This window comes from Thalassovita taeanensis, assembly GCF_900110775.1.
Taxonomy (GTDB): Bacteria; Pseudomonadota; Alphaproteobacteria; order Rhodobacterales; family Rhodobacteraceae; genus Litorimicrobium; species Litorimicrobium taeanense.
In genome coordinates this window covers 168291-191515 of sequence record NZ_FOEP01000006.1, presented here as the reverse complement: position 1 = coordinate 191515, position 23225 = coordinate 168291, and the positions used below count along the sequence as shown (strand labels likewise).

At 61.8% G+C, this 23225-nt stretch carries 26 protein-coding genes; all 26 read right to left on the bottom strand.

Features of this window, described 5'->3' with window-relative positions; all coding sequences use genetic code 11:
- Position 1 precedes the first annotated feature (1 nt).
- The 26 genes from BSF79_RS10615 to BSF79_RS10490 all read right to left on the bottom strand — a co-directional run bounded on the left by BSF79_RS10615 (position 2) and on the right by BSF79_RS10490 (position 23140).
- Positions 2 to 751, bottom strand: coding sequence for a biotin--[acetyl-CoA-carboxylase] ligase (locus BSF79_RS10615; RefSeq protein WP_090269868.1), 750 nt, complete (start codon positions 749 to 751; stop codon positions 2 to 4).
- 108 nt (positions 752 to 859) lie between these two features.
- The gene (gene nuoN / locus BSF79_RS10610) at positions 860 to 2299 is read right to left on the bottom strand and encodes an NADH-quinone oxidoreductase subunit NuoN (RefSeq protein ID WP_090269867.1); all 1440 of its coding nucleotides are present in this window, start codon (positions 2297 to 2299) and stop codon (positions 860 to 862) included.
- A 15-nt stretch (positions 2300 to 2314) separates the two neighbouring features.
- Positions 2315 to 3859 carry an NADH-quinone oxidoreductase subunit M gene (locus BSF79_RS10605; RefSeq protein WP_090269866.1) on the bottom strand — a complete coding sequence of 515 codons (1545 nt, stop codon included), beginning with the start codon at positions 3857 to 3859 and terminating at the stop codon, positions 2315 to 2317.
- The gene (gene nuoL, locus BSF79_RS10600; RefSeq protein WP_090269865.1) at positions 3859 to 6021 is read right to left on the bottom strand and encodes an NADH-quinone oxidoreductase subunit L; all 2163 of its coding nucleotides are present in this window, start codon (positions 6019 to 6021) and stop codon (positions 3859 to 3861) included. Before nuoL ends, BSF79_RS10605 begins: the two co-directional genes overlap by 1 nt.
- A gap of 5 nt (positions 6022 to 6026) precedes the next feature.
- Positions 6027 to 6332 (bottom strand): NADH-quinone oxidoreductase subunit NuoK, encoded by a 306-nt coding sequence (nuoK, locus tag BSF79_RS10595; protein ID WP_090269864.1) that lies wholly within the window; start codon positions 6330 to 6332, stop codon positions 6027 to 6029.
- Between the two features lie 91 nt (positions 6333 to 6423).
- Entirely contained in the window at positions 6424 to 7032 is a 609-nt protein-coding gene (locus BSF79_RS10590; protein WP_090269863.1) for an NADH-quinone oxidoreductase subunit J, read from the bottom strand.
- The gene (locus BSF79_RS10585; protein ID WP_090269862.1) at positions 7029 to 7436 is read right to left on the bottom strand and encodes a carboxymuconolactone decarboxylase family protein; all 408 of its coding nucleotides are present in this window, start codon (positions 7434 to 7436) and stop codon (positions 7029 to 7031) included. Before BSF79_RS10585 ends, BSF79_RS10590 begins: the two co-directional genes overlap by 4 nt.
- Positions 7433 to 7927 carry an NADH-quinone oxidoreductase subunit NuoI gene (nuoI, locus tag BSF79_RS10580; RefSeq protein WP_090269861.1) on the bottom strand — a complete coding sequence of 165 codons (495 nt, stop codon included), beginning with the start codon at positions 7925 to 7927 and terminating at the stop codon, positions 7433 to 7435. The genes BSF79_RS10585 and nuoI overlap by 4 nt, the downstream gene beginning before the upstream one ends.
- Before the next feature lies 1 nt (position 7928).
- Positions 7929 to 8969: an NADH-quinone oxidoreductase subunit NuoH gene (nuoH, locus tag BSF79_RS10575; protein WP_090269860.1), complete on the bottom strand. Its 1041-nt coding sequence runs from the start codon at positions 8967 to 8969 to the stop codon at positions 7929 to 7931.
- A gap of 6 nt (positions 8970 to 8975) precedes the next feature.
- On the bottom strand, positions 8976 to 9371 hold the full coding sequence (locus BSF79_RS10570; RefSeq protein ID WP_175545306.1) for a hypothetical protein: 396 nt from the start codon (positions 9369 to 9371) through the stop codon (positions 8976 to 8978).
- A complete protein-coding gene (nuoG, locus tag BSF79_RS10565; RefSeq protein ID WP_090269859.1) occupies positions 9368 to 11377 on the bottom strand; it encodes an NADH-quinone oxidoreductase subunit NuoG in 2010 nt (669 codons plus the stop codon). The genes BSF79_RS10570 and nuoG overlap by 4 nt, the downstream gene beginning before the upstream one ends.
- 6 nt (positions 11378 to 11383) lie before the next feature.
- On the bottom strand, positions 11384 to 11806 hold the full coding sequence (locus BSF79_RS10560; protein WP_245776377.1) for a DUF5333 domain-containing protein: 423 nt from the start codon (positions 11804 to 11806) through the stop codon (positions 11384 to 11386).
- A gap of 130 nt (positions 11807 to 11936) precedes the next feature.
- Positions 11937 to 12335, bottom strand: coding sequence for a hypothetical protein (locus tag BSF79_RS10555; RefSeq protein ID WP_245776376.1), 399 nt, complete (start codon positions 12333 to 12335; stop codon positions 11937 to 11939).
- The gene (locus BSF79_RS10550) at positions 12336 to 12554 is read right to left on the bottom strand and encodes a DUF805 domain-containing protein (RefSeq protein WP_090269858.1); all 219 of its coding nucleotides are present in this window, start codon (positions 12552 to 12554) and stop codon (positions 12336 to 12338) included.
- Between the two features lie 5 nt (positions 12555 to 12559).
- The gene (nuoF, locus tag BSF79_RS10545; RefSeq protein ID WP_090269857.1) at positions 12560 to 13855 is read right to left on the bottom strand and encodes an NADH-quinone oxidoreductase subunit NuoF; all 1296 of its coding nucleotides are present in this window, start codon (positions 13853 to 13855) and stop codon (positions 12560 to 12562) included.
- A 4-nt stretch (positions 13856 to 13859) separates the two neighbouring features.
- On the bottom strand, positions 13860 to 14096 hold the full coding sequence (locus BSF79_RS10540; RefSeq protein ID WP_090269856.1) for a DUF5337 domain-containing protein: 237 nt from the start codon (positions 14094 to 14096) through the stop codon (positions 13860 to 13862).
- On the bottom strand, positions 14096 to 15271 hold the full coding sequence (locus tag BSF79_RS10535; RefSeq protein WP_090269855.1) for an NADH-quinone oxidoreductase subunit E: 1176 nt from the start codon (positions 15269 to 15271) through the stop codon (positions 14096 to 14098). The genes BSF79_RS10540 and BSF79_RS10535 overlap by 1 nt, the downstream gene beginning before the upstream one ends.
- The gene (locus tag BSF79_RS10530; RefSeq protein ID WP_245776375.1) at positions 15271 to 15603 is read right to left on the bottom strand and encodes a hypothetical protein; all 333 of its coding nucleotides are present in this window, start codon (positions 15601 to 15603) and stop codon (positions 15271 to 15273) included. The genes BSF79_RS10535 and BSF79_RS10530 overlap by 1 nt, the downstream gene beginning before the upstream one ends.
- Positions 15603 to 16826, bottom strand: coding sequence for an NADH-quinone oxidoreductase subunit D (locus tag BSF79_RS10525; protein WP_175545310.1), 1224 nt, complete (start codon positions 16824 to 16826; stop codon positions 15603 to 15605). Before BSF79_RS10525 ends, BSF79_RS10530 begins: the two co-directional genes overlap by 1 nt.
- The gene (locus BSF79_RS10520) at positions 16826 to 17434 is read right to left on the bottom strand and encodes an NADH-quinone oxidoreductase subunit C (protein WP_090269924.1); all 609 of its coding nucleotides are present in this window, start codon (positions 17432 to 17434) and stop codon (positions 16826 to 16828) included. The genes BSF79_RS10525 and BSF79_RS10520 overlap by 1 nt, the downstream gene beginning before the upstream one ends.
- Before the next feature lie 24 nt (positions 17435 to 17458).
- Positions 17459 to 18007: a NuoB/complex I 20 kDa subunit family protein gene (locus BSF79_RS10515; protein WP_281248636.1), complete on the bottom strand. Its 549-nt coding sequence runs from the start codon at positions 18005 to 18007 to the stop codon at positions 17459 to 17461.
- Entirely contained in the window at positions 17998 to 18363 is a 366-nt protein-coding gene (locus BSF79_RS10510; protein WP_090269923.1) for an NADH-quinone oxidoreductase subunit A, read from the bottom strand. Before BSF79_RS10510 ends, BSF79_RS10515 begins: the two co-directional genes overlap by 10 nt.
- 425 nt (positions 18364 to 18788) lie before the next feature.
- Positions 18789 to 19571, bottom strand: coding sequence for a crotonase/enoyl-CoA hydratase family protein (locus BSF79_RS10505; protein ID WP_090269852.1), 783 nt, complete (start codon positions 19569 to 19571; stop codon positions 18789 to 18791).
- Position 19572: 1 nt separating this feature from the next.
- Entirely contained in the window at positions 19573 to 20427 is an 855-nt protein-coding gene (locus BSF79_RS10500) for a hydroxymethylglutaryl-CoA lyase (protein ID WP_090269851.1), read from the bottom strand.
- A gap of 107 nt (positions 20428 to 20534) precedes the next feature.
- A complete protein-coding gene (locus BSF79_RS10495) occupies positions 20535 to 21194 on the bottom strand; it encodes a glutathione S-transferase family protein (RefSeq protein WP_090269850.1) in 660 nt (219 codons plus the stop codon).
- Between the two features lie 5 nt (positions 21195 to 21199).
- The gene (locus BSF79_RS10490; RefSeq protein WP_090269849.1) at positions 21200 to 23140 is read right to left on the bottom strand and encodes an acetyl/propionyl/methylcrotonyl-CoA carboxylase subunit alpha; all 1941 of its coding nucleotides are present in this window, start codon (positions 23138 to 23140) and stop codon (positions 21200 to 21202) included.
- Between the last annotated feature and the right edge of the window lie 85 nt (positions 23141 to 23225).

Here is a 23225-nt window from a genome sequence, read left to right as displayed (position 1 = left end):
GTCAGAAGAAAATTTCCGCCGCCGGGATCGTCACCCGACCGCGCGCCGTGGACAAGACGATGTTGCCCGCCTCGTCCACCGTCTCAAACACACCCGAAACCGCATCACGCACCGTGCGCGCCGTCACCACTTCGCCCAGCCGCGCCGCACGCGACAACCACAATTCGCGGATCGGCGCAAAGCCATAGCTGCGGAACTGAGCTTCATACCGGGCATAGGCCGGGGCCAGCAGGTCCAGAAACTCTTCGGGTTCAATCGCGATCCCGGCTTCCGACAGGACCGACACAGGCCGCAACGCGCCGCCTTCAACATCAGCCGCAACCGGCGCCTGTTTCAGGTTCACCCCGATCCCGATGGCAATATGCGACGCATTGCCCGCCACGCCGGTGCTTTCCAGCAATATCCCAGCCACCTTGCCGCCGTTCAGCAGCACATCGTTCGGCCACTTCAGCGCCAGACTGTCCACGCGACCGGTGCCCGCTGCAAACGCATCAAACAACGCCAGCGATGCCACAAAAGACCGCAGCGCAATCTGGTCCAGCGGCTCTGCCGGACGCATCACAAGCGTCGCTGCGAAATTGCCCTGCGGATCGGCCCAGGCTCGGCCGCGCCGCCCCCGCCCCGCCGTTTGCTTCAGCGCCAGAATCCATTCTGGTCCGCTCAGCTCTGGCGCAATCCGCGCGGCCTCGGCGTTGGTGCTGTCCACCTCCGCCAATACCCGCCGCCCGTATCCTACCGGCCAATCGCTCATGCTATCGTCCTTCTCATCCTGCCCGAACCGCTTGTGCTGATACCGAGAACGCAAAAAGTGACGCACCGGGGCACGTCACTTTTGCTTTTCTCTCTGTCAGATCAAGGCTCAGTTGACCAACGTTGCCGCCGCCGCTGCTGCCGCCCCTTCGACGCCGAACTGCGTGACAACCCCCACAAGCATCAGCGCCGCCGAGGCCATCAGAACCCCCCACAGCACCGGCGAGCGGCCCTTGTCCAGCTCGACACCGTCGCTGCCGAAGTACATGTAGTACACGATGCGCAGATAGTAGAACGCCCCGATGACCGAAGCGATCACGCCCAGCACCGCCAACCAGACCAGCCCGGCATCATACGCCGCGCGCAGCACATAGAACTTGCCGAAAAACCCGACCATCGGCGGCACGCCCGCCAGGCTGAACAACAGCACCAGCATCGCCAGCGCCTTGCCCGGCTCGCGCTTGGCATACATGTTCAGCGCGGAAATATCGGTCACCGGCTGGCCGTCTTTTTCCATCGACAGGATGAAGGCGAACGTACCCACGTTCATCGTCACATAGATCGCCATATAGATCAGCATCGCCTGCACACCAAATACCGTGCCCGCCGCCAGACCCATCATCGCATATCCCATATGCGCGATCGACGAGTAAGCCATCAGCCGTTTGATGTTGTTCTGCCCGATCGCCGCCACGGCGCCCAGGAACATCGACAGAACCGACATCACCACCAGCACTTGCTGCCAATCGGCCGTCACCCCACCAAACGCATCATGCAACACGCGGGCAAACAGACCCATCGCCGCCATCTTTGGTGCGGTGGCGAAAAACGCGGTGATCGGCGTGGGCGAGCCTTCGTAAACATCCGGCGTCCACATGTGGAACGGCACGGCCGAAACCTTGAACGCCAGCCCAGCCACCACGAACACCAGACCGAACAACAGTCCCAGCGACGCATGACCGCCACTCGCCGCCGTGATGATCCCGCTAAACAGCGTCGTGCCCGCAAACCCATAGGTCAGCGACGCGCCATACAGCAGCAAGCCCGAGCTCAGCGCGCCCAGAACGAAATACTTCAGACCGGCCTCGGTCGATTTCACACTGTCACGACGCAGCGACGCCACGACATAAAGCGCCAGCGACTGCAACTCCAGCCCCATATACAGCGCCATCAGATCGCCCGCTGACACCATCACCATCATGCCGACAACCGCCAGCGCCACCAGCACCGGATATTCAAACCGCAGCAGCCCGCGACGCGCCATATACTCCTGGCTCATTCCCAGAACCACGGCCGCACTCAGCAGGATTGTGACTTTGGCAAACCGCGCAAATCCGTCATCGTTGAACATGCCGCCAAAGGCGACCTGCGTGCCTTCGCCGGTCAACCCGATCCAGACCGCCAGCAGGGCAAAAACCAGCGCCGTGGCCCAGGTCAGCACCCCGGCCACCTTGTCCTTGCCAGTATAAACCGCAACCACCAAAGCCAGCAGCGCATAGACCGACAGCAGGATCTCCGGCAGGATAATATTCAGATCAGCCTGGATCATCTCTCAGGGCCCCCGTTAATGCGATGCGGCCACAGTGCCGACGGATGATCCGTCAGCAAGGGCAAGGTCATAGTTGTGGATCAGCGCCTCAACCGAGGGGCCGATGATATCGGTGATAAGCGCCGGATAGACACCCAGCAGCAGGGTCATCACCACCAGCGGCGCAAAAATCGCCTTCTCGCGACTGGTCATGTCGGTGATCGACTTCAGGCTTTCCTTGATCAGATCGCCAAACACCACCCGGCGATACAGCCACAGCGCATAGGCCGCAGACAGGATCACGCCACTGGCAGCCACGGCGGCGACCCATGTGTTGACCTGGAAAATCCCAACCAGCACCAGGAATTCGCCGATGAACCCCGAGGTCCCCGGCAGGCCAACGTTGGCCATGGTGAAGAACATGAAGATCAGCGCATAGGCCGGCATCCGGTTCACCAACCCGCCATAGGCATCGATCTCGCGGGTGTGCATCCGGTCATAGATCACGCCAACGCACAGGAACAACGCGCCAGAGATGAAGCCGTGGCTCAGCATCTGGAAAATCGCGCCGTCGATCCCCTGCTGGTTAGCAGCAAAGATCCCCATCGTCACATACCCCATATGGGCAACCGACGAATAAGCGATCAGCTTTTTCATGTCGTCCTGCACCAGCGCCACCAGCGAGGTATAAACAATCGCAATCGCCGACATCCACAGCACCAGCGGCGTCAGAACATCCGCCCCCACCGGGAACATCGGCAGGCTGAACCGCAAGAAGCCATAGCCCCCCATTTTCAGCAGGATCGCCGCCAGAACCACCGAACCGGCCGTCGGCGCCTGCACGTGCGCATCCGGCAACCAGGTGTGCACCGGCCACATCGGCATCTTGACCGCGAAGCTGGCAAAGAACGCCAGGAACATCAGCGTCTGCATCCCGCCGACCACGTGAATGCCCAGCACGCTGAAGCTTTCGCTATCGAACACATGCGTCATCAGCGTCGGAATATCGGTCGTGCCCGCATCCGCGAACATCGCCACAATCGCGACCAGCATCAGAACCGATCCCAGCAGCGTATAAAGGAAGAACTTGAACGACGCGTAAATCCGGTTCTTGCCGCCCCAGATGCCGATGATCAGGAACATCGGGATCAGACCGGCCTCGAAGAACAGATAGAACAGCACCAGATCCAGCGCCATGAACACGCCCAGCATCAGCGTTTCCAGCAGCAGGAAGGCGATCATGTATTCCTTGACGCGGCTGTCCACTTTCCACGAGGCCGCAATCACCAGCGGCATCATGAAGGTGGTCAGCATGACAAACAGAACCGAAATCCCGTCCACGCCCATCTTGTATTTCATGCCCAGCAGCCAATCGGCCTCTTCGACATACTGAAACCCGGTGTTGGATGGGTCGAACTCGGCCAGAATGAACAGCGAAATCAGGAACGTGACCGAAGTCGCAATCAGCGCCAGCCATTTGGCATTGCGCTGCGCCGCGGCATCTTCACCGCGCAGGAAGATGGCCAGAATGGCCGCCGCCAGCGCAGGAATGAAGGTGACGATGGAAAGAAGGTTATCCATTATTCCGCCCCTCCGGTGAGCGTCATCCAAGTCACCAGAACGGCGATCCCGATCACCATGGCGAAGGCATAGGTAAAGATGTATCCAGTCTGAGCGCGCCCGGCGAGCCGGGTGAAGAAGGGGATGATCCCCATCGCCACGCCATTGATCGTGCCGTCAATAATGTTCCCATCGCCGCGCTTCCACAGGAAACGACCAATGGCCTTGGCCGAGCGCACGAACAGCACGTCGTAAATCTCGTCGAAATACCACTTGTTCAGCAGGAACAGATACAGCGGCCGCTGCACCTCGGCCAACCGCTTGGGCAGCGCCGGATTGACGATATAGAACCAATAGGCCGTGACGAAGCCGATGACCATCGCGATGAACGGGCTAAGCTTGACCCAGACCGGCGAATGGTGCGCGTCGTCCATCACGTGATTGTCCGGCCCCATGAAGATCGCCCCTTGCGGCGCCATCCCATGCTCTGCCTCGGTGACCGCAGCGTGCGCAGTGTCATCGGTGGCAGCAGTATGCGCAGTGTCATCCCCATGTGCCGCAGGTGCGGTTTCAGCCTGACCGGTGGTCGCCTCGGTGGCGTGGGCCGTGACTTCTTCGCCATGCCCCGCTGCCGCCTCGGCCGTGTGCATCGGAATGCCGAAGAACTCGTTTACCTTGTTATGATCGCCAAAGAAGCTGTTGTACCACAGCATCCCCGAGAACACCGCCCCAAGCGCCAGAACGCCCAGCGGGATCAGCATGACCATCGGGCTTTCGTGCGCGTGCTCATGTGTGTGCTTGTCGCCGCGCGCCTTGCCATAGAAGGTCATGAACATCAGCCGCCACGAGTAGAACGAGGTGAACAGCGCCGCAATCACCAACATCCAGAAGGCATAGCCGCCGTTGGTGCCCGCCCAGGCGCTCTCGATGATCGCGTCCTTCGATACAAAGCCAGCAAAGCCGATCCACCCGGTCAGCGGAATGCCCACCCCGGTTATCGCCAGCGTGCCGATCATCATTGCCCAGAACGTATAGGGCAGCTTGGTGCGCAGCCCGCCGTAATTGCGCATATCCTGTTCGTGATGCATCCCGTGGATCACGGAACCGGCCCCAAGGAACAGCATCGCCTTGAAGAATGCGTGGGTCAGCAGGTGGAACATCGCCACGCCGTAAACGCCAACACCCGCCGCCACGAACATATAGCCCAGCTGCGACATCGTCGAATAGGCGATCACCCGTTTGATATCGTTCTGCACCAACCCGATCGTGGCCGCCACAAACGCCGTGGTCGCCCCAAGGAAAGTGATGAACGCCGTCGCTTCGGGTGCGTATTCCATCAGCGGCGACATCCGGCACACCAGGAACACACCTGCCGTGACCATCGTGGCCGCGTGGATCAGAGCTGACACCGGTGTCGGGCCTTCCATCGCATCTGGCAACCATGTGTGCAGGAACAACTGCGCCGATTTACCCATCGCGCCGATGAACAACAGCACCGCCAGCAGGTTGGCCGCATTCCAGTCCGTCCACAGGAAGTGCAACTGCGTCTCGGCCAATTCTGGCGCTGCTGCAAAGATATCGTCAAACTTGATGCTGTCGGTCAGATAAAACAGCCCGAAAATCCCCAGCGCAAAGCCGAAGTCCCCGACCCGGTTGACCACAAACGCCTTCATCGCCGCCGCGTTGGCGCTCGGCTTGCGGTAATAGAACCCGATCAGCAGATACGAGGCCACGCCCACGCCTTCCCAACCAAAGAACATCTGAACCAGATTGTCCGAGGTCACCAGCGCCAGCATCGCAAAGGTAAAGAACGACAGATAGGCAAAGAAGCGTGCCTTGTAATGCTCGCCCGTTTTCCAGTTGTCGTCATGCGCCATGTAGCCCAGCGAATACATATGCACCAAGGCCGACACCGTCGTGACCACGATCAGCATGATCGCCGTCAGTCGGTCCACCCGGATCGACCAGTCGGCACTCAGGCTGCCGCTTTCGATCCAGCGCAGGATCTGGATGTGTTTAACATGCTCGGCGTCCAGCCCCAGAAACACGATCCAGGACAGCAGACAGGCCAGAAACAGCAACCCGGTGGTCACATACTGCGCCGCCTGCTCGCCGATAAATCGCCAGCCAAACCCGCCAATGATCGCCCCGACCAGAGGCGCGAAAAGGATAATCGTTTCCATCAGGCTCAGCCTTTCATCACGTTGACATCTTCCACCGCGATCGTGCCGCGGTTGCGGAAGAAACTGACCAGAATGGCCAGGCCGATCGCAGCCTCAGCCGCGGCAACCGTCAGCACGAACAGGGTAAACACCTGCCCGACCAGATCGCCAAGGAAGCTCGAAAACGCCACAAGGTTGATATTCACTGCCAACAGCATCAGCTCGATCGACATCAGCAGAATGATCACGTTCTTCCGGTTCAGGAAGAGACCGAAGATGCCGATGACAAACAGCGTCGCCGCCACTGTCAGGTAATGTTCAATTCCGATCATTCTGTCCCTCGGTTTTCTTTTTCGTTTCGCGTCCGCCCCATCACCCGGCAGGTGAAGACGGTCTTATCGGTTGCCCGCAACTCAAGCTGCCTCACAGCCCCTGCCCCGGTTTCACGTCCTTAAGTTCCATCGCCTGTGCCGGATCGCGCCACATCTGGTGCAGCACGTTCTGCCGCTTGACGTCCTTGCGATGGCGCAGCGTCAGCACAATCGCGCCAATCATCGCCACCAGCAGGATCAGACCCGCCAGCTGGAACAGCAGGAAGTACTTGTCGTACACCAGCATCCCGATCGCGGCGGTGTTGCTGATCCCCTCAGGCGCAACGGCGGCGCGGGCGGCCTGCGCCCCCTCGGCCTCGGTCCAGGCGCCAAAGGCGATCCCGAACTGCATCAGCAGAACCACGGCGATCAACAAGGCCAGCGGCATGTATTTCGCCATCTCCGCCTTCAGCTCGGCAAAGTCGATGTCCAGCATCATCACCACAAACAGGAACAACACCGCGACCGCGCCGACATAGACGATGATCAGCAGCATCGCGACGAATTCCGCCCCCAGCAGCACGAACAACCCCGCCGCAGACAGGAAGGCCAGGATCAGCCACAGCACCGAATGCACCGGGTTGCGGCTGATCACGGTGAACAGCCCGCCCGCAATGGCGCAGATCGCGAACAGATAGAATGCCAGCGCTGCAATCGTCATGTCTCTTTGTCCTCTTTGTCGCCCATCACATCGCGCGCAATTTCCATCGCGCGTGTCATGGCGGGTATACCGGCGAACATCGACATCTGTGCGATGGTCTCGGCGATTTCACTTTTTGTGGCCCCGGCTTCCAGTGCGTGGCGCACCGTCATCCGCAGCCCCGTGTCATTCTGCGCGCCCTGCATGGTCAGCCCGGCCAGCGTCAGCAACAGCCGGGTCTTGGCATCCAGCCCGTCCTTGCTGATCCCCTTGCCAAAAGCGAATTCCATGAATTCCTTCGGCATGGTCGGCCAAAGCGATTCAAACCCTTTCGGCGAAAACGATTCCAAGGCCGGGTTCATGGCTTTCGCCATCGCCTGTGCCTGCGCCATCATCATCTCGAACGGGTTTGTTGAATCACTCATCTGTAGGGCGCATCCATTTCCAGGTTCCGGGCAATCTCGGCTTCCCAACGGTCCCCATTCGCCAACAACTTGTCCTTGTCATAGAACAGCTCTTCGCGGGTCTCGGTGGCGAATTCGAAATTTGGCCCCTCCACGATCGCATCCACCGGGCAGGCTTCCTGACAGAAACCGCAGTAGATGCACTTGGTCATATCGATGTCATACCGCGTGGTGCGGCGGCTGCCGTCATCGCGGGGCTCGGCATCGATCGTAATCGCCTGCGCCGGGCAAACCGCTTCGCACAGCTTGCACGCAATGCAGCGCTCTTCGCCATTGGGATAGCGGCGCAGCGCATGCTCGCCCCGGAACCGCGGGCTCAGCGGGCCTTTTTCGTGCGGATAGTTCAGCGTCGCCTTGGGGGCAAAGAAGTACTTCAGCCCCAACCCGAACCCTTTGACGAAGTCCGCCAGCAGGAAATACTTGGCCGCGCGCCTATAATCGATCTGCGTCATATCAGCCTCCAATCGCCCAGCGGGCATAGGCCCCGCCGAAGGCTCCAAATTTTGCAAGGAACGCCACCAGAACAACCCAGCCCAGCGACATCGGCAGGAACACTTTCCAGCCAATCCGCATCAGCTGATCATAGCGGTAGCGCGGCGTGATGGCCTTCACCATCGAGAAGATGAAGAAGGCAAACAGCATCTTGCCCACCATCCACAGAATGCCATCGGGCAGACCGGGGATCGGCGACAGCCAGCCGCCAAAGAACAGCAACGACACCAGCGCGCACATCAGGACCACGGCCACCAGTTCGCCGATCATGAACAGCAGGAACGGTGTCGAGCTGTATTCCACCTGATACCCGGCCACCAGTTCCGATTCCGCTTCCGGAAGGTCGAACGGCGGGCGGTTGGTTTCAGCCAAGGCGCTGATAAAGAACAAGAACAGCATCGGGAAGTGCGGCAACCAGTACCAGCTGAACAGGCCATAGTTGCCGTCCTGCGCCCGCACAATGTCGCCGAAATTCATCGACCCGGTCGAGATGATGATGCCGATGATGATCAACCCCAGCGACACCTCATAGGAGATCATCTGCGCCGCAGAGCGAAGCGAGCCAAGGAACGGGTATTTCGAGTTCGAGGCCCAGCCACCCATGATCACGCCGTAAACCTCAAGCGACGATACCGCCATCACGTAAAGGATCGCCACGTTGATATCCGACAGCACCCAGCCATCGTTGAATGGGATCACCGCCCAGGCGATCAGCGCCATTACAAGGCTGATCATAGGCGCCAGCAGGAACACCACCTTGTCGGCCCCGGCCGGGAACACGACTTCTTTGACGATGTATTTCAGGAAGTCCGCGAAACTCTGAAGCAGCCCGAACACCCCCACCGTGTTCGGCCCGCGCCGCATCTGGACCGCGGCCCAGATCTTGCGGTCGGCATACATCAGAAACGCCAGCGCGACCAGCAGCGGGATCACGATCAGAAAGACCTGACCAATGATGACCAGCGCCATGCCCAGATAAGTGTTTGCAAAGAAATCAGCCATAGGTCCTCACACCGTCGGTATTCCGTTTTCCGCGCAATGGGCAACAACGACTTCGGCGTCGATTGTCTTCATCCCGCGTGGCAGCGACGACGAGATGACGTAAACCGCATCCCCTCGCCACAGGCCGCTCTGTTGCTCTACATTCGTGCGCACATGGCGCGCGAACCCGTATCCCCGGATCAGCGTATATTGTGCCGCAGCACATTGCGCGTAATCCGCCACATCCTCGCCCGTGCGTGCGCCGGTCATGGCCACCTGAAAACTCACCAGATCGCCATCCAGAAGCTGCGTCTCGATCCCCTCATAGCGCGGCATGAACGGCGCCGCATCCGGCTGCGCTTCCACGCAACCGGCCAGCGGCCCGAATGCCGTCAGGGATATAAGCGCAGCCCGCTGCATCATTCCGCCGCCACCTTGGTCTCGCCGCGCGCCTTCACCCCGGCTGACAGCTCTGCCATCAATTCGCTGGCCCGCGCAATCGGGTTGGTCAGGTAATAATCGCTGACGACCGATCCGAACCCGCCCTTTTTCAGCTCAACCGCCTCAAGCGGCGCCCAACCGTTGTCGATCACCGTGTCGATCTGCGCCAGATGCGGCACTTCACCGATCAGAACCTGACGCAGCTGCGCCAGACTGTCGTATGGCAGCACCGCGCCCAGTTCGGCACTCAGCGCCCGCAAGATCGCCCAGTTTTCCTTGGCCTCGCCGGGGGCAAACCCCGCGCGCATCGCCAACTGAGGCCGCCCTTCGGTGTTCACGAACAGCCCGTTTTCTTCGGTATAGGCCGCGCCCGGCAGGATCACATCCGCCCGGTGCGCGCCACGGTCGCCGTGGCTGCCCTGATAAATCACGAACGCGCCTGCCGCGATCTCGACCTCATCGGCTCCCAGATTATACACCACCTCGGCGCCGTTCAGCGCCTGCGCCATGCCGCCTTCGGTCACAGCACCCAGATCCATCGCGCCAACCCGGCTCGCCGCCGTGTGCAGCACCAGCATCTTGCCGCCCAGCTTTTCGGTCAGCGCCATCACCTGGCCCAGAACCGCAGCCCCGTCGCCTTCGGTCAAGGCGCCCTGCCCGACGATCACCACCGCGCCCTCGGTCGGTTTGGCCTGCTGCACCAGACGGTTCAGCGGAATGCGCCCCGGTCCTTCATAGGTCACCGGATAGGACAGATCAGCCTCGGCCCCGACCAGATGCACGTTGGCCCCCTTGCTCCAGACCTTGCGGATCCGTGCATTCAGAACCGGCGATTCAAGCCGTGGATTGGTGCCGATCAGGTAAATTTCCTTGGCCGCGTCGATATCCTCGATCGCCGCCGTCCCGACATAGGCCGACCGGTTGCCCGCAGGCAGAACCGCGCCGTCCGTGCGCGCCTCGATCTTGCCACCCAGACCCTCAACAATCTGCTTGAGCGCAAAGATCGCCTCGACCGGTGCCAGATCGCCAACCAGTGCCGCAACTTTCTTGCCCTTCATCGCCGCCGCGGCAACGCTCAGCGCCTCGCCCCAACCGGCTTTGCGCAGCTTGCCGTTCTCGCGGATATAGGGCGTGTCCAGGCGCTGGCGGCGCAGACCGTCCCACACAAAGCGGGTCTTGTCCGAAATCCACTCTTCGTTCACGCCATCATGGTTGCGCGGCAAAATCCGCATCACTTCGCGGCCCTTGGTGTCGACCCGAATGTTCGACCCCAGCGCATCCATCACGTCAATCGTTTCGGTCTTGGTCAGTTCCCAAGGCCGCGCAGTAAACGCATAAGGTTTCGACACCAGCGCGCCCACCGGGCACAGATCAATGATGTTGCCCTGCATGTTGCTGTCCAGCGTCTCGCCCAGATAGCTGGTGATCTCACTGTCTTCGCCGCGCCCGGTCTGGCCCATCTGGGTAATCCCGGCCACTTCCGTGGTAAAGCGCACGCAACGGGTGCACGAAATGCAGCGCGTCATGTGGGTTTCCACAAGCGGCCCAAGGTTCAGATCATCCGTCGCCCGCTTCGGCTCGCGGTAGCGGCTGAAATCCACGCCATAGGCCATCGCCTGATCCTGCAAATCGCACTCGCCGCCCTGATCGCAGATCGGGCAATCCAGCGGGTGGTTGATCAGCAGGAATTCCATCACGCCTTCGCGCGCCTTCTTCACCATCGGCGAATTTGTCTTCACCACTGGCGGAGCGCCTTCGGGGCCGGGGCGCAGATCGCGCACCTGCATCGCACAGCTTGCGGCGGGCTTGGGCGGGCCGCCCACGACCTCAACCAGACACATCCGGCAGTTGCCCGCAATCGACAGACGCTCATGATAACAAAAACGCGGCACTTCGACCCCGGCCTGCTCGCAGGCCTGGATCAGGGTCATCGCGCCCTCAACTTCAATCTCGGTGTCATCAATGATGATCTTGCGTATGTCAGACATTGGGTCTCACTTTGCTCTCAGTAACTTGCCAATCAGGCTGGCCTTCGCGATCTCGGCTTCGCCAAGAACACAAAAGCTCGCAGGATTGGCACGGCTCACGCCATTTGCCTTCAGATAAGCCTCGCCAAGGGCGCGCATCCGGGCCTTTTCGACATCGGATTTGTAATAGGCTTTGATCTCGTCTTCCGTATATCCCAAATCGCGGGCTCTGCCTTTCAGCCCCTCGACATAGTTGATCGCCCGGAACATCCGTGCCGAAATCGACCCGCAATTTTTGCGGATCTCATCGGCGATGCCCACCGCCAGCAACCCATCGTGAATTTCGCTGACCTCGCGCAGCGGCGGCTTCGCGTTCGCGCCGCCCGCCACCAACCCCGAGGCCCCCATCGCCAGCAGAACAGACGTGGTCACAGCCAAAGTCATACGCATGTCATATCTCCTTCTCTGATCAGAGCGGGGCACGCATTCACTGCGCCCCCATCTCTTTCAGAGATGGGCGTGACAGCGGCTGCTATGCAATAACAACCGGTCAAAGCCCTTGATATGAAAGCGAAACTCTTCATCCCGTGCACCGACCATTCAGCGCCAGAACATCATCGGTAATCACCAAAGCACTGTCCGGGCTATCCGGGCCCACGCCCCAGATCACCTCGGAACTGCCGTAATTGCTGACACAGTATTTCGTCGCCTCATAGCGGCCCGCCTCGCGCGCCGCCGACAGACCCTGCGATGCCGGGCTGACCGTCACCGTGAAATCCTGCTTGTCCTCTTTCGAGGCCGACAGCCGCGCCTTGAAATACAGCCCCTCAAAGGCCACCCGCGTGCTGTTGGGGTTCAGAACCTTGCCGTTGCACCCGGCCACAAGCGCCAGCGCCATCACAGCGGCCGCGACCCGCTTCAGGCCGCGCGTCCCAGATCCACACTCAGATCCAGCGATATGTTGACCCAAAGGCAGCATTCAGCGGCCCCTCTCGTCATCAAGCGCAGGCCAGTCCTTGAACGCCAGCACATACAGCAGGATCAGGTTCACGACCGGGATCACCATCAGCAGCGCAATCCAACCGCTATGCCCGGTCCGTTGCCACAGCTTATAGAACGGCAGCAGCAGAACCACCGCGCCCAGCACCATGACCAGCAGCGCAGGAAACCCTGTCATGTGATATGAGTACATCTCCATGGCGCTTACTCCGCCGCAACCGCGCGGCGCGCAGTGCCCCGCTTGGCCTTGATCCGGTCTTCGATATCGTCACGGAAATGTCGGATCAGCCCCTGAATCGGCCAGGCTGCCGCATCGCCAAGCGCACAAATCGTGTGGCCCTCGACCTGCTTGGTCACGTCCAGCAGCATATCGATCTCCTCGACCTCTGCCTCGCCCTTCACCAAACGGTCCATGACCCGCATCATCCAACCTGTGCCCTCGCGGCACGGCGTGCACTGACCACAGCTTTCGTGCTTGTAAAATTTCGACAGCCGCCAGATCGCCTTGATCACATCGGTGCTGTTGTCCATCACGATCACGGCCGCCGTGCCCAGACCCGACCGCTGCTCGCGCAGGTAATCGAAATCCATGATCGCCTCGCGCATCGCCGCGCCTGGGATCATCGGCACCGAAGAGCCCCCCGGAATAACCGCCTTCAGGTTATCCCAGCCGCCGCGAATACCACCGCAATGCTTCTCGATCAGCTCCTCGAACGGGATCGACATCGCCTCTTCAACCACGCAGGGGTTGTTGACGTGACCGCTGATCGCAAACAGCTTGGTGCCCGCATTGTTCGGGCGACCAAAGCCCGCAAACCAATCCGGCCCGCGGCGCAGAATGGTCGGCACAACCGCAATCGATTCCACGTTGTTCACCGTGGTCGGGCAGCCATACAGACCCGCACCCGCCGGGAACGGCGGCTTCATCCGCGGCATGCCCTTCTTGCCCTCAAGGCTTTCCAGCAGCGCGGTTTCCTCGCCACAGATATACGCGCCCGCGCCGTGATGCAGGTACAGATCGAAATCCCACCCGGATTTGCAGGCGTTCTTGCCCAGCAGCCCGGCGTCATAACATTCGTCAATCGCCGCCTGCAGTGCCTCGCGCTCGCGAATATATTCGCCGCGCAGATAGATATAGCAGGTATGCGCATTCATCGCGAACGAGGCGATCAGCGCTCCCTCGATCAGCGTATGCGGATCGTGCCGCATGATCTCGCGGTCCTTACAGGTGCCCGGCTCGGATTCGTCGGCGTTGATCACCAGATACGCCGGACGGCCATCGCTTTCCTTCGGCATAAAGGACCACTTCAACCCGGTCGGAAAGCCCGCGCCGCCCCGGCCCCGCAGCCCGCTGGCCTTCATCTGGTCGACAATCCAGTCGCGACCATTCTTGATGATCCCGGCGGTGCCATCCCAATGCCCACGCGCCTTGGCGCCCGCAAGCGTGCGCTCGTGCATGCCATAGATATTGGTAAAGATCCGGTCTTTATCCTTGAGCATCCGATTACCTCTGCCCGTTAGTATTACTGTCGCGGCGCGCACGCCGGATTTGAAAAGTCACGACCAGCGCCCAAATCAGCGCGGCGATCGCGGCGAAGTCGAACAGAAAGGCAAAGCGCTGCGGCCACCCCAACTGCTGCCCCAGAAAGTTCAGACCAAGCCAAAGCACCATGGCACCGGCGATGACCACCGCAACGGTCCGCCCCTTCCGTGCCAATTGTGCGTCCAGCTCATCTGCCATCAGTACACGCCACCCTTGTCAACGCGCTTCGAAAACTCGGTCTCGCCACCCGCCGCCAGAATTTTCGCCTGTGCCACCCACTCGTCGCGGCTGACCCGGCCCTTGAACCCCTTGAGGTTCTGATCGACCCAGGCAATCTCGTCCACCGTCCATCCCGCGATCTGGTCATAGTGGTAAAAACCCAGCTCGTGCAGCAACAGCTCCAGCTTCGGACCAACACCCTTGATGGCCTTCAGATCATCTGCCCCGCCTTCGCGCGCCGCACTCAAACCTGCGGGCTTCGTGCCCTCGGCTGCAGCGCCCTCGGGCGTGCCCTTGGCCTCGGCCACAGCGGCCTGCTTGGTCACGCCGGTCTTGTCCGCAGGCGCTTCGGCCGCCGGTTTCGGCTCAACCTCTTTCACGGCTTCAGCAGTCGGCGCTTTGACAGGTGCCGGTTTCGCAGGCGCAGGCTCAACCGCCGCCCCCGTTTTCCCCAACCACGGCGTCAGCAACGGCACTTCCGTGCCATCGATCCGCTTGATGCTGTCGCCAATATCCACGGCCAACTGCGCGCTGGCATTATACTGCTGCTTGCCGCTGTCAAACTCGGTCAGGCTGGTCAGCCCGCTCAGCGGCTCGGCGGCATAGCGGCCATTCTGCGGCCCCGGCACCGGAACCTTGCCCGCCGCCATCTCATCCAGCATAACCCGCAGCTTGTCCGCGGTCAGATCCTCGTAATAATCCTTGCCGATCTGGGCCATCGGCGCGTTGGCGCAGGCGCCAAGGCACTCGACCTCTTCCCAGGAAAACTTGCCATCGGCGCTCAGCTCATGCGGCTTGGCGGCGATCTTTTCCTGACACACGGCAATCAGATCCTCAGCGCCGCAGATCATGCACGACGTGGTGCCGCAAATCTGGATATGCGCGACAGAGCCCACCGGCTGCAGCTGAAACATGAAGTAGAACGATGCCACTTCCAGCGCCCGCATATAGGCCAAGCCCAGCATATCCGCGATATGCTCGATCGCCGGACGGGTCAGCCACCCCTCCTGCTCCTGCGCGCGCCACAGCAGCGGAATGATCGCGCTGGCCTGACGGCCCTCAGGGTATTTGGTGATCTGCGCCTCGGCCCATTTCTGGTTCGCGGGGGCAAAAGCAAAACTCTCGGGTTGATCTTTGTACAGACGGCGTAGCATCAGGCACAGGCTCCGGTAATTAGTTTGACCCCACCCTCGGGCAGCTTTTCAGCCTTCCCGGCGGCAAGTTCGTATTGTGTCAGGGCGATCACCTGCTCGCGTGTCAGCCCGGTCTGAAACTCGACCGGCAGATAATCGGACTCGCCGAACATCACACAGCCGATGCTGGCCACAGCCGCCTCGTAATTGGCAAGATCCTCAGCCGAGGTCCCCTGCGGCGGCACAGCGCAGCCCGCCAGCAGCGCAACCGCACAGATCAGCGCCGTCAGGTTGATCAGGTTCACCCCGAACGCCTCGCGCAGGTTGGCCCGCTTGGCCACGCCCACCGCCATCACCGGTCCACCTCGCCGAAAACGATATCCATCGTCCCGATAATCGCGGCGATATCCGCCAGCTGATGCCCGGTCGCCACATGGTCCATCGCCTGCAAATGCAGGAACCCCGGCGCACGCAGCTTGGCACGGTACGGCTTGTTGCTGCCATCGGCCACCAGATACACGCCGAACTCGCCCTTGGGCGCCTCAACGGCGGCATAAACCTCGCCTGCGGGCACGTGGAACCCTTCGGTATACAGCTTGAAGTGATGGATCAGCGCCTCCATCGAGGTCTTCATCTCACCGCGTTTCGGCGGCGTCAGCTTGCCGCGCGCCAGAACATCACCGGGGCATTCGCGCAGTTTGACAATCGCCTGACGGATGATGCTGGTCGATTGCCGCATCTCCTCCATCCGGCACAGATAGCGATCGTAACAATCGCCATTCTTGCCGACGGGGATCTGGAACTCGAACTCGTCATAGCATTCATAGGGCTGCGCGCGCCGCAAATCCCACGCCAGCCCCGAGCCGCGCACCATCACGCCGCTGAAGCCATAGGTCTGAATGTCTTCCTCGGTCACGATGCCGATATCGGCGTTGCGCTGCTTGAAGATCCGGTTTTCGGTCAGCAGCCCGTCGATGTCATCCAGAATGGCGGGAAATTCGATCGCCCACTCCTCGATATCATCCAGCAACGCGTCGGGCAGATCCTGATGCACGCCGCCGGGCCGAAAATAGGCCGCATGCAGACGCGCGCCACAGGCCCGCTCATAGAAAATCATCAGCTTTTCGCGCTCTTCAAACCCCCACAGCGGCGGCGTCAGCGCGCCCACGTCCATGGCCTGCGTCGTCACGTTCAGCAGGTGGTTCAGCACCCGGCCGATCTCGGAATACAGCACCCGGATCAGGCTGGCCCGCCGCGGCACTTCCACCCCGGTCAGCTTTTCGATCGCCAGACACCAGGCATGTTCCTGGTTCATCGGCGCCACGTAATCCAACCGGTCCAGATAGGGCAGGTTCTGCAGATACGTCCGGCTTTCCATCAGCTTTTCGGTGCCACGATGCAGCAGGCCGATATGCGGATCGCAGCGTTCCACGATCTCGCCGTCCAGCTCCAGCACCAGACGCAACACGCCGTGCGCCGCAGGGTGCTGCGGGCCGAAGTTGATGTTGAAATTGCGGATTTTCTGCTCGCCGCTCAGCGCGTCGGTGCTGCCGTCGTCAAATTTCGAGCCATCCATCATTTCGCGCCCTCTTTCTTCTCATCGCCCGGCAGGATGTAATGCGCACCCTCCCACGGGGACATGAAATCAAACTGGCGATATTCCTGCACCAGCGACACCGGTTCATAGACAACCCGCTTCAGCGCCTCGTCATACCGCACCTCGGTATAGCCGGTGGTCGGGAAATCCTTGCGCAGCGGATGCCCGCGAAAACCATAATCCGTCAGCAGACGCCGCAAATCGGGGTGGCCGCTGAAGATCACACCGAACATGTCGAACACCTCGCGCTCGAACCAGTTCGCACAGGGGTGAACCTCGATGATCGACGGCACCAGATCATCCTCGCGCACCGACACCCGCAGGCGAATGCGCTGGTTCTGGTACATCGACAGCAGGTGATACACCACGTCGAACCGCTTGATCCGGTCGGGGTAATCCACCCCGGTGATATCCACCAGCGACGAGAATTTGCAGGTCGCGTCGGTCTTCAGGAACTCGACAAAGCCCACGATATTCGCAAGGACCACATCAATCGTCAGCTCGCCAAAGGCGACCTCCCAGCCGATCACGCAATCGGGCCGCTTCAGCTCGATATGGGTGCCCAGTTCACTCAGCGCATCACTCATCATCATCTTCCTTCCACGCCCGGATCAGCGCACGATCGTGCCGGTGCGGCGGATTTTGCGTTGCAGCTGCATCAGCCCGTACATCAGCGCCTCGGCCGTCGGCGGACAGCCCGGCACATAGACATCAACCGGAACGATCCGGTCACAGCCGCGCACGACACTATAGCTATAGTGGTAATACCCCCCGCCATTGGCGCAGGACCCCATCGAGATCACATACCGCGGTTCAGGCATCTGGTCGTAAACCTTGCGCAGCGCCGGGGCCATCTTGTTGGTCAGCGTGCCGGCCACAATCATCAGATCCGACTGACGCGGGCTGGCGCGTGGCGCCGTGCCGTACCGCTCCAGATCGTAGCGCGGCATCGAGGTGTGCATCATCTCGACCGCACAGCACGCCAGACCAAAAGTCATCCAGTGCAAGGACCCGGTGCGCGCCCAGTTGATCACATCATCAACCGAGGTCAGCAAAAAACCCTTGTCCTGCAACTCGGCATTCAGCTGCTGCGTGGCAACCTCGCGGTCCATCCCGGCAGTATTGGTGCCAGTCTGCACGCCTTGCGACATCACTCCCATTCCAGCGCCCCCTTCTTCCACTCATATGCAAAGCCTGCGGTCAGAACGCCCAGGAACACCATCATCGACCAGAACCCCACCATCGAGATATCCTTGAACGCCACTGCCCATGGGAACAGAAAGGCGATCTCAAGATCGAAGATGATGAACAGGATCGACACCAGATAGAACCGCACGTCGAATTTCATCCGCGCGTCATCAAAAGCGTTGAACCCACATTCATAGGCCGACACTTTTTCCGGGTCCGGATTTCGCACCGCAAGAACAACAGCAGCAAGGATAAGAACAAGGCCAAGGACGATGGCAATGGCCAGAAAGACGAGAATGGGAAGGTATTCCCTCAGCATCTCTTCCACGGTGGCTCCTTTCATGCACGCAACAGGCGCAGTCAGTAGGCTGATTTAGCTAACGCCGGGTTTACTCCCGCCCCTTGTCAGGGTCAACCGAACCTGTATCATATTCATAAAGATGAAAGTATCCGGTTTTTCTCAGTATACAACCGCACACCGCGCCCCCGCACCAACCGGCTGCGGCAATTGGTCAACAGTTTTTTTGGACGGAAAAGCGGCGTTCTGCCGGCATAGCGGCCTCCCGGCGCGGATTCTGCCGCGCCAAACCGCCCGCCCGCGTGGCGATTCTCCGCAAACGGGCGTCAGGCATACATCTTTTCACAAACCGCGCCGAAACCGCCCTGCCCGAAAAAAGCGCAGCCCCTGATCGCGACGCCAAAGAATCGCTCACCGCCCCGACCAAGATCACGGCACCGACTCGCGGCGATGACCTAGCCCTGCCAGACCGGTTTGCGCTTGCCGAAAAATGCGGCGATGCCTTCGGGCGCTTCCGCACCGTCCCAGCACAGCGCCAGCTCGTCGATCGTGTGCCGGATCAGCGCGTCGTCGATCACCGGCCCCATTCGCCGCAACAGCGCCTTGGCGCGCGCCACCGCACCCGGTGCACACTCCAGATAAGGCGCCACCTCGGCCTCCACCGCCGCGTCCAGTTCCGCCTCCGGCACCGCCCGCGCCAAAAGCCCCAGACCAACCGCCTCTGCCGCACCAAAGCGGCGGCCCGACATGAACACCTGCCGCGCCTTCGCCTCACCCATCCGGGCACAGACATACGGCCCGATGGTGGCCGGGATCAGCCCCAGGCGCGTTTCGGTCAGCCCCATCAGCACCGCGTCGGTCCCGATCGCGATATCGCACACGCTGGCCATGCCCACACCGCCACCAAAGGCATTGCCCTGTACCCGCCCGATCAGCGGCTTGGGCAGCATGTTCAGCGCCTGCAACATCCAGGCCAGCCGCCCCGCCTGCTCGGATCGCACGTCGGGCGCTTCGGCCATCTGCGCCTGCATCCACGCCAGATCGCCGCCCGCGCAGAACGTCCGCCCCTTCGCGGCCAGAACCACCACCCGCACGCTGTCATCCGCGCCAAGGTCCAGCGCCGCCTGATGCACCTGCGCAATCATCTGCGCCGACAGGGCGTTGTGCTTTTCCTCGCGGTCCAGCCACAGCGTCGCCACGCCGCGCGCATCCGTCTCGATCGAAACCACCTTGCTCATCTCATGCCCCCCGCATCGCACGGGCCATTGCCGCCGCGCGTTCCAAAACCTCCGGGTCCAGCCCGGTTTCATATCCCAAGGCCAACAGCCGCGCATTCACCGCCTCGGTCGCCACATTGCCCGCAGCGCCCGGCGCGTAAGGGCAACCGCCCAATCCGCCCACCGCCCCGTCAAACACCCGCAGGCCCTTTTCCAGCGAAACCTCGATATTCTCCAAAGCCCGCCCGCCGGTGTCATGATAATGCCCCGCCAGCCGCGCCGCCGGGATCACGCCCAAAACCGCCTCCAGCATCGCCCCGATCGCCTCGGGCCTGCCGCGCCCGATGGTATCGCCCAATGAGATCTCATAGCAGCCCATCGCATCCAGCTCGGCCGCGACCTCCGCGACCTTGCCCGGTGCCACCGCCCCATCATAAGGACACTCCACCACGCAAGAGATATAGCCCCGCACCCGTACCCCAGCAGCCCGCGCCGCCGCCGCCACCGGCCGGAACCGCTCCAGGCTCTCGGCAATCGTCGCGTTGATATTGGCCTTGGAAAACCCCTCCGAGGCCGCGCCGAAAATCGCCACCTCATCCGCCTTTGCCGCCAAGGCCGCCTCCAACCCCCGCATATTCGGCGTCAAAGCCGCATAGGACACCCCCGGCGCGCGGGTGATCCCGGCCAGAACCTGCGCCCCGTCTGCCATCTGCGGCACCCACTTAGGGCTGACAAAACTCGCCACTTCGATCCGGCGAAACCCCGCCCCGCTCAGGCAATCCACCAGCGCGATCTTCTCCTCCACCGGGATCATCCGCGTCTCGTTCTGCAACCCGTCCCGCGGGCCGACCTCAAATATCTCTACCCGCTCTGCCATTCTGTCCCCCTGCCGCACGGCTCAGCCCCACACGCACGCCAACAACGGCGCCCGCCCTTCACATTTTCCAAATATTCCGAACCAGAGCCCCGCCACAAACGCGCCGCTCAGGTCGCGTCGAACGGGTAAAACGGCTTCGCATAAAACCGCTGCTCCCCGTCCAGTGCCCGCGCCGCCTGGTATCCCTCCCGCGCCTCGACCCGCGCCATATAGGCCCGCAGCGCCGGAAACGGCTCCATCTTCACGTAATAAGGCGCCGAGAACAGATTGAACCCCATCATCATATCCGCCGCCGAAAACCCGCCTGGCAATAACCAGTCGCGATCCGCCAGCGCCTGCTCCATCACCTGCATCGTTCCCGCCAACCGCCGCGCCTCGATCTTCAGCACCGTGGGCGACCGCATCGCCGGATCGCGCAGGAAGATATGTTGCAGATTGAGGTTGGCAATCACATGCGCCATCGTCTCGGCGAAATGTACCCACATCAGATACTCCGCCCGTTCCGCCTCGCCCGGCGCGCGACCAAACCCATGCTCGGGCCGGGTCTCGCACAGGTATTCCACAATCGCCCCGCTCTCGAACAGAACCTTGCCGTCCACCTCCAGCGCAGGCACCCGCCCAGCAGGCGACTTGGCCAGAAACGCCGGATCGCGCAGCGACCCGTCCGCAATGTCATAGCTCCTGATCTCGCAGTCCTGCCCCATCTCGGTCAGCAACCAAAGCACTCGGAACGAGCGCGAAAACGGAACGTGGTGAAGGGTGATCATGCGACTTACTCCTCGTCTGCTTCTTCCAGCCGGATCAGCGCAGCCCCCGCCTCAACCTGCGCGCCCGCACTCACCAGCACCTCCGCCACGATACCGTCGCGCGCCGCCAAAAGCGAATGCTCCATCTTCATCGCTTCCAACACTGCCAGCCGGTCGCCCTCCTGAACCGCCTGCCCGGCCACCGCGAACACCGCCTTGACCAGACCCGGCATCGGCGCCTCGATCAGATTGCCCGCCGCCGCGCCACTGGCCGCCACATCCAGCGGATCCACCACCGTAAAGCCCAACCCCGCCTGCGCGAAGACCGTCACCAGATCGCCGGTCACCACCACCGGCGCCGCGCGGGCACCGTCCAGCAACCAGTGCCCGCCAACCCGGCGCGCCTCGACCTGAACACCCTCGATCTCAACCAGATGATGCTCAGCCGAAACCGCCCGCACCACCGCATCAAACGCCTCACCGTCAAAGCTCAGCGTGACACTGCGCGCCATCGGCTCCCAAAGCGAGAACCCAACCGGCCCGACACCGTCCAACAGCCCCAGACCCGCCAAAGCCGCCAGCGCCTTGTCGCAAACCCCCGGCGCGGGCGCGACCACCAGCGTCTCCAGATTGCGCCCGATCAGCCCGGTATCCACATCACCCGCGGCAAACCCGGCATCCGCACACAGCGCCGACAGAAACCCAAGGTTCGTCACCGTCCCCGCGACCTGACAGTCTGCCAACGCCGCCTTCATCCGCGCCAACGCCACATCGCGAGTCGGGCCATGGGTGATCAGCTTGGCAATCATCGGGTCGTAAAACGGGCTGATCGCATCTCCCGCGCGCACGCCACTGTCGGCCCGCGCCCCTGCCGGGAACACCAGATGCGCCAAGGTGCCGGTCGCAGGCAAGAACCCCTTGGGCACATCCTCTGCATACAGTCGCGCCTCAAAGCTGTGGCCACCAATCCGCAACTCATCCTGCTGCATCGGCAGGCTCTCTCCCGCCGCCACCCGCAACTGCCACTCCACCAGATCCACACCCGTGATCGCCTCCGTCACCGGATGCTCCACCTGCAAGCGCGTGTTCATCTCCATGAACCAGAACCCATCCGGCCGCAGCCCGTCCGAACCATCGACGATAAACTCGATCGTGCCCGCGCCCTTATATCCGATCGCCTCAGCCGCCGTCACCGCTGCCCGGCCCATCGCCGCGCGCATCACCTCGGTCATGCCTGGGGCCGGCGCCTCCTCGATCACCTTCTGATGCCGCCGCTGCAACGAGCAATCGCGCTCGAACAAATGCACCGCCCGTGTCCCGTCGCCAAACACCTGCACCTCGATATGGCGCGGCTTCTCGACGAACTTCTCGATCAGCACCGATTCATTGCCAAAGGCCGTGCGTGCCTCGCTCTGCGCACTCTCCAACGCCGCCTGAAATGCCGCTGGCTCCTCCACCAGCCGCATCCCCTTGCCGCCGCCACCGGCAACCGCCTTGATCAACACCGGATAGCCAATCGCCTCGGCCGCACCTGCCAGATGCTCGGGGTCCTGATTGGCGCCGTGATACCCCGGCACCACCGGCACCCCCGCCTCTTCCATCAAAACCTTGGCCGCATCCTTCAGCCCCATCGCCCGGATCGCCGCCGCCGAAGGACCGATGAACACCAGCCCCGCCGCCTCGACCGCGTCGACAAACTCCGGGTTCTCCGACAAAAAGCCATATCCCGGATGGATCGCCTGCGCGCCGGTGTCCAGCGCCGCCCGGATGATCACATCCCCCCTCAGATAACTCTGCGCCGGGGCCGAGCCGCCAATATGCACCGCCTCGTCGGCAACCGCCACATGCGCCGCCGCCGCATCCGCATCGGAATACACCGCCACAACCCCCACGCCCATGGCCTGCGCCGTACGCGCCACCCGAACCGCAATCTCGCCCCGGTTCGCAATCAGAATCTTGTTAAACATCTCGCGTCACTCCTTCCGCGCACGCCGCCTCAAGACGACCCCGCTCCAAACTCATGCTCCACGCCGCCCAGTCAGCGGCAAGCGT

Bases quoted from the DNA above. Each gene is read 5' to 3' on its own strand.
- BSF79_RS10605 (WP_090269866.1), bottom strand. From the start codon at position 3,859: ATGGATAACCTTCTTTCCATCGTCACCTTCATTCCTGCGCTGGCGGCG.
- BSF79_RS10535 (WP_090269855.1), bottom strand. From the start codon at position 15,271: ATGCTACGCCGTCTGTACAAAGATCAACCCGAGAGTTTTGCTTTTGCC.
- BSF79_RS10585 (WP_090269862.1), bottom strand. From the start codon at position 7,436: ATGAGTGATTCAACAAACCCGTTCGAGATGATGATGGCGCAGGCACAG.
- BSF79_RS10505 (WP_090269852.1), bottom strand. From the start codon at position 19,571: ATGAGCAAGGTGGTTTCGATCGAGACGGATGCGCGCGGCGTGGCGACG.
- nuoG (WP_090269859.1), bottom strand. From the start codon at position 11,377: ATGTCTGACATACGCAAGATCATCATTGATGACACCGAGATTGAAGTT.
- BSF79_RS10550 (WP_090269858.1), bottom strand. From the start codon at position 12,554: ATGGAGATGTACTCATATCACATGACAGGGTTTCCTGCGCTGCTGGTC.
- nuoH (WP_090269860.1), bottom strand. From the start codon at position 8,969: ATGGCTGATTTCTTTGCAAACACTTATCTGGGCATGGCGCTGGTCATC.
- BSF79_RS10530 (WP_245776375.1), bottom strand. From the start codon at position 15,603: ATGGCGGTGGGCGTGGCCAAGCGGGCCAACCTGCGCGAGGCGTTCGGG.
- nuoL (WP_090269865.1), bottom strand. From the start codon at position 6,021: ATGGAAACGATTATCCTTTTCGCGCCTCTGGTCGGGGCGATCATTGGC.
- BSF79_RS10540 (WP_090269856.1), bottom strand. From the start codon at position 14,096: ATGGCAGATGAGCTGGACGCACAATTGGCACGGAAGGGGCGGACCGTT.
- nuoN (WP_090269867.1), bottom strand. From the start codon at position 2,299: ATGATCCAGGCTGATCTGAATATTATCCTGCCGGAGATCCTGCTGTCG.
- BSF79_RS10615 (WP_090269868.1), bottom strand. From the start codon at position 751: ATGAGCGATTGGCCGGTAGGATACGGGCGGCGGGTATTGGCGGAGGTG.
- nuoF (WP_090269857.1), bottom strand. From the start codon at position 13,855: ATGCTCAAGGATAAAGACCGGATCTTTACCAATATCTATGGCATGCAC.
- BSF79_RS10500 (WP_090269851.1), bottom strand. From the start codon at position 20,427: ATGGCAGAGCGGGTAGAGATATTTGAGGTCGGCCCGCGGGACGGGTTG.
- BSF79_RS10525 (WP_175545310.1), bottom strand. From the start codon at position 16,826: ATGGATGGCTCGAAATTTGACGACGGCAGCACCGACGCGCTGAGCGGC.
- BSF79_RS10590 (WP_090269863.1), bottom strand. From the start codon at position 7,032: ATGACGATTGCAGCGCTGGCATTCTATCTGTTCGCGATCTGCGCCATT.
- BSF79_RS10515 (WP_281248636.1), bottom strand. From the start codon at position 18,007: ATGGGAGTGATGTCGCAAGGCGTGCAGACTGGCACCAATACTGCCGGG.
- BSF79_RS10560 (WP_245776377.1), bottom strand. From the start codon at position 11,806: ATGCGTATGACTTTGGCTGTGACCACGTCTGTTCTGCTGGCGATGGGG.
- BSF79_RS10520 (WP_090269924.1), bottom strand. From the start codon at position 17,434: ATGAGTGATGCGCTGAGTGAACTGGGCACCCATATCGAGCTGAAGCGG.
- BSF79_RS10555 (WP_245776376.1), bottom strand. From the start codon at position 12,335: ATGCTGCCTTTGGGTCAACATATCGCTGGATCTGAGTGTGGATCTGGG.
- BSF79_RS10570 (WP_175545306.1), bottom strand. From the start codon at position 9,371: ATGATGCAGCGGGCTGCGCTTATATCCCTGACGGCATTCGGGCCGCTG.
- BSF79_RS10495 (WP_090269850.1), bottom strand. From the start codon at position 21,194: ATGATCACCCTTCACCACGTTCCGTTTTCGCGCTCGTTCCGAGTGCTT.
- nuoI (WP_090269861.1), bottom strand. From the start codon at position 7,927: ATGACGCAGATCGATTATAGGCGCGCGGCCAAGTATTTCCTGCTGGCG.
- nuoK (WP_090269864.1), bottom strand. From the start codon at position 6,332: ATGATCGGAATTGAACATTACCTGACAGTGGCGGCGACGCTGTTTGTC.
- BSF79_RS10490 (WP_090269849.1), bottom strand. From the start codon at position 23,140: ATGTTTAACAAGATTCTGATTGCGAACCGGGGCGAGATTGCGGTTCGG.